Origin of the sequence: Caballeronia sp., assembly GCF_049581465.1 — a bacterium.
Classification (GTDB): Bacteria; Pseudomonadota; Gammaproteobacteria; order Burkholderiales; family Burkholderiaceae; genus Caballeronia.
Genome location: NZ_JBAUSA010000614.1, coordinates 1 through 4,412 on the forward strand (window position 1 = coordinate 1; position 4,412 = coordinate 4,412).

The window sequence follows — 4,412 nt, forward strand, 5'->3', positions numbered from 1 at the left end:
CTTAGGGCGTTTCCAATCCGTGACACAGCGTACCGTGGCGCGCCAAACTGCCGGTCAGCAACGATCGCCACCTACGCTCTCGCCTAAAGACGCCGTGCCGCATCGCTGAGATCGAGCACGCCGGAAATTCCATACATGAATAGCGACAAGCAATGCGTGTGAGCGGTGCGGGACGCTATTCACGACGAGAAAAACCCAGCGCCGATGATCCCCCTAATTAACAGTAGCAGGCGGTTTCAGGCCATGTAGATCGAAATCAACAACAATGACGGCTCGGGGCAGTGCGTTCCGGCTCTTCTGTGTCCGTGGCGACTGTCCGAGCAGGTGGAAGATGCCCCCTTGCACCGCCTGGAGCGGACGCGCGCGCACGACCATAGCGACACGGCCCCGACCGGCGGCCGAGGACTTATCAACCGATCGAAAAAGTGAATGACCGTTGTACCTTGGAAGCTGCCGTTATGTTGTGGCGCGTCCTATGGCTGGAGTGGGTCGCGCAGGGCCACTCCACACATCAAGTCCGGGTGCTTAGCGTACGTAAAAACCCGTTTCTTGAGGGCACCCTATGATGCACCGGGCGTAGCGACTACGTGAAGGCGTCAGCTAACGCATCCGGCTCGACTGCCGGAATTTCATAGGTGCCGAGCGGATCGAGCCGCAAAATTCGCCCTTCATCAATTATCTCGATGTAGTTGTCCGGTGAAGGGGCCATTTTCGGCTACAACAGCGATCCAATGACGCGCCTCGATTTTCCCGACACTCAGAACGCCGATGAAAGTAAATTCGCCGACCGTACCATCGCCCGGCGGCACTGCATCGGACGGCGGCGCGACATGGTCATCTTCGACTTCACCCGCTTCGGTCTACGCGTGCCCGCGGTGCTGGTCTCCCCGTTGATCGCCGCTGGGACCGTCTTTCGCGCCACCGTTGGGCGGATCGACCACACCTCAGTGCTCAAGACGATCAGCGAGCGCTCGCAAACCGATCCGCTTACGCAGCGCGATCAGGCGGCAGCCTCGCTTGGAGACGTCCTTACGCTCGACGAACCCCGCGCCAGCGACGACGATCCCCTCAAGGGCGTTGCCGCTCCGGTCTCAAGCACCCCTTCCAAACGCGTCGACGCCCTCCAGGCTCGACAAACTCCACGCCGCACGCGTCGCTGCCCTGCCGCTGCGCAACGAGCAGGGCTTCTATGAGGAGACCACGCCGGCGCCGGCGCTGGCCTCAAGCGGCGAACTGGGCATTTTCATCCGCGACCGCAGTGCGGCCTGGAGTCAGCATCTCCAGCGCCAGCGCAGACGACGCAGCGGGCTGTTTAGCCCGAAAAATGGGCGTCGCGGCGGCGTGTAGCCTTGATTCCTGCGAACGCGCGGCCTATGTTTACTAATGTGTCAATTTGACACGTCAAGGAGGTCAACATGCCGTCGCCCAGAAAGGCCCCGCCGAGTCACGAGGCCGAAACCGAGATGCCTAGCAAGAAGAAAGAGATCGCCGCGCCAGGCAAGGCCCTTGGAAAGTCCCAAGGTAGCAAGGGTACGCAAGTGACGAAGCGTGCCAAGAGCAAGTCCAAAAGCTGATTGGGCCACCCTCTGAATCTCGCGCGTTTTTGCGTCAGCGGTTGTTCGCCGATACATCGCTTGACGCGCGAGATCCGCGCTTGAACCGGCGCGCACACTCCGTAGCTCCCCTCTCCAAGGCCGCCTATTTCACCGTGCCGACGGTCGGCATGAACTCCTCCACATGCTCGTCAAGATCGACTTCGACCTCGCCGTTGAGGACGCGCAACGCCCGAGCCTTGTCGATGTCCTTCTCCCATGCAGCGATAACCACCGTGGCCACACAGTTGCCGATCATGTTGCCCGCCGCCCGGGCGATACCCATGAACCAGTCGACCGCCAGTACCAATACCAGCCCGAGCACCGGAATATCGGGGATGGCCGACAGCGTCGCCGCCAGGATCACGATCGCCGAACCGGGAACACCGTGCGCGCCCTTGGAAGTGATCATCGCTACGCCGAGGATGATCAGCAGGTGTCCGAGCGTCAGCGGCGTATTGGTCGCCTGCGCGATGAACACCGCGGCCAGCGTGAGATACATCGAAAACGCATCCAGGTTGAACGAGTAGCCCGTGGGAATGACCAGGCCCACCGTCGAGTCCTTGATTCCCAGGCGCTCAAGCTTCCTCATGATCTGGGGCAGCACGCTGTCGGAAGAGGCCGTCCCCAGCACCACCAGCAGTTCGTCCTTCATGTACCTGATCAGCTTGAAGATATTGAACCCGCACAGGCGAAGGATTCCGCCGCTGATGAAAACCACGAAAAGGACCACCGCGAGGTAGAACGTTCCGACCAGATACCCGAGTTGCTTGAGCGAGCCCAGGCCGTACTTGCCCACGGTGAAGGCGATCGCGCCCAGCACGCCCAAGGGGGCGAGCTTGACAATGAAGAACATGATCTTGAACAGCACGTGCGAAATCTGTTCGATGAAGTGCGTGACCGGCTTGAACGGCGCACCGAGAATTGAAAGCGCACAGCCAAACAGGATCGCGATCAGCAGAACCTGCAGCACATCCCCGTTGGCGAACGCCCCGATGAAGGTCTCGGGGATGATCCTCATGAGAAATTCAGCCGTGCCCGTACTCTTCACATGGGCTGCGGTGGTCAGGTACGAACTGAGTGCGGCGGGATCGAGGGTCTTGGGGTCGATGTTCATGCCGACGCCCGGCTTCAGGATATAGCCGAGGACGAGACCCAGTGCGAGCGCAATGGTGGTGACCACCTCGAAGTACAGCACTGCCTTGCCCCCTACCCGGCCGACCTTCTTGAGATCGCCCGCACCCGCAATGCCATGCACCACGACGCAGAACACGATGGGCGCGATCAGCATCTTGACGAGCTTGATGAAACCGTCGCCCAACGGCTTCAGCTTGACCGCGAATTCGGGAACCAGGACACCGAGCACGATGCCCAGGATCAGCGCTATGACCACCTGTCCGAATAGCGATTTGAAGAATTTACGCATGTCTTCCTCCAACAATCGTGACGTCGCCGGTCTCGCCGCCCCCCGCTACAACTGCGCGATCCGCAGCAGGTTGGTCGTGCCTGCGGTGCCGAAGGGCATGCCGGCGGCGATGACGATGGTCCGCCCGATTTCGCCGAAACCTTCTTTCAGCGCGGTCTGGCAGGCGAGATCGGTCATCTCGGGGACGTTCTCCACCTCCTCGCAGAGCACCGAATGCACGCCCCACACCAGGGCCAGGCGACGCGCGGTATCGAGCCGCGGTGTCATGCCGATGATCGGCGCCTCAGGCCGTTCCCGCGCCATGCGCAGCGCGGAATAACCCGAGCTGGTGTAGGCCACCGTGGCGGCCACGTGCAGCAGTCCTGCCACCCGCCGGGTCGCGCAGCCGATGGCGTCCGCCAGATCCGCACGCGGCGCCGTATGCGAGGCTTCAATCGTCTCGCGGTAGTGCGGGTCCGCCTCGGTCTGGGCAATGATGCTGCTCATCGTCCGCACCGCGTCCAACGGGTACTCGCCGGAGGCTGACTCGGCCGAGAGCATGACCGCGTCGGCGCCGTCATAGATGGCGGTGGCCACGTCGGAGGCTTCGGCGCGCGTGGGTACCGGCGCGGTGACCATCGACTCGAGCATCTGTGTGGCGACGATCACCGGCTTGCCGGCCTTGCGGCAGGCGCGCACGATGCGTTTCTGGATCGACGGGACCTGCTCTGCGGGCATCTCCACACCCAGGTCGCCGCGCGCGACCATGATCGCGTCGGTCTCGGCGACGATCTCCTCCAGACTGCCGACCGCCGCGGGCTTCTCCAGCTTGGCGCAGATTCCCGCGCGGCCCCGGACGATCTCCTTGATTTCCCGGATGTCCTCCGGACGCTGGACGAAGGAGAGCGCGATCCAGTCCACGCCAAGCGAGAGACCGTAATCGAGGTCCTTTCGATCCTTCCCGGTCAACGCCGACAGCGGCAACACCACCCCGGGAACGTTGACGCCCTTGCGATCCGAGAGCGGGCCGCCATTGATGACACGGGTCTGTGCAAAGTCCGGGCCGCAGCGCTCGACGCGCAGGCGCACCCGTCCATCGTCGAGCAGCAAGTCCGTGCCTTCGGTGAGCGCGGCGAAGATTTCGGGGTGAGGCAGCGCAACACGTGTCCCGTCGCCCGCCTTGCTGCGGTCTAGATCAAGCCGAAAACCCTGTCCCGCCTCAAGCTTGACCGAGCCCTCGGCGAACGTGCCGACGCGCAACTTTGGCCCCTGCAGATCGAGCAGCACACTGATCGGGCGCCCCACTTCGTGCTCGATTGACCGGATGATGTCGAGGCGCTGCTTGTGGTCTTCGTGCGTTCCGTGACTGAAGTTAAGCCGAAAGACATCCGCGCCGGCGTGGAACAGGGCTTCGA

At 62.6% G+C, this 4,412-nt stretch carries 4 protein-coding genes and 1 pseudogene; 2 read left to right on the forward strand and 3 right to left on the reverse strand.

Going from position 1 to position 4,412, the window contains the following annotated elements; genetic code table 11:
• Positions 1–583: 583 nt before the first annotated feature.
• Entirely contained in the window at positions 584–709 is a 126-nt protein-coding gene (locus tag WCA53_RS14945; protein ID WP_423911580.1) for a hypothetical protein, read from the reverse strand.
• Positions 710–839: 130 nt separating this feature from the next.
• On the opposite strand from WCA53_RS14945, the pseudogene WCA53_RS14950 reads away from it, so the two are divergent.
• Positions 840–1,347: pseudogene (locus tag WCA53_RS14950) on the forward strand (alkaline phosphatase family protein); the annotation flags it as partial.
• 68 nt (positions 1,348–1,415) lie between these two features.
• On the forward strand, positions 1,416–1,574 hold the full coding sequence (locus WCA53_RS14955; protein ID WP_423911583.1) for a hypothetical protein: 159 nt from the start codon (positions 1,416–1,418) through the stop codon (positions 1,572–1,574).
• Positions 1,575–1,698: 124 nt separating this feature from the next.
• Here WCA53_RS14955 and WCA53_RS14960 read toward each other — a convergent pair whose 3' ends face one another.
• Both WCA53_RS14960 and pyk read right to left on the reverse strand, forming a co-directional pair.
• Positions 1,699–3,018: a C4-dicarboxylate transporter DctA gene (locus WCA53_RS14960; protein WP_423911585.1), complete on the reverse strand. Its 1,320-nt coding sequence runs from the start codon at positions 3,016–3,018 to the stop codon at positions 1,699–1,701.
• A 45-nt stretch (positions 3,019–3,063) separates the two neighbouring features.
• A partial coding sequence (pyk, locus tag WCA53_RS14965; RefSeq protein ID WP_423911588.1) for a pyruvate kinase occupies positions 3,064–4,412 on the reverse strand: 1,349 nt, incomplete at its 5' end.

Coding starts and splice junctions, on each gene's coding strand:
- WCA53_RS14945 (WP_423911580.1), bottom strand. CDS start 709: ATGGCCCCTTCACCGGACAACTACATCGAGATAATTGATGAAGGGCGA.
- WCA53_RS14955 (WP_423911583.1), top strand. CDS start 1,416: ATGCCGTCGCCCAGAAAGGCCCCGCCGAGTCACGAGGCCGAAACCGAG.
- WCA53_RS14960 (WP_423911585.1), bottom strand. CDS start 3,018: ATGCGTAAATTCTTCAAATCGCTATTCGGACAGGTGGTCATAGCGCTG.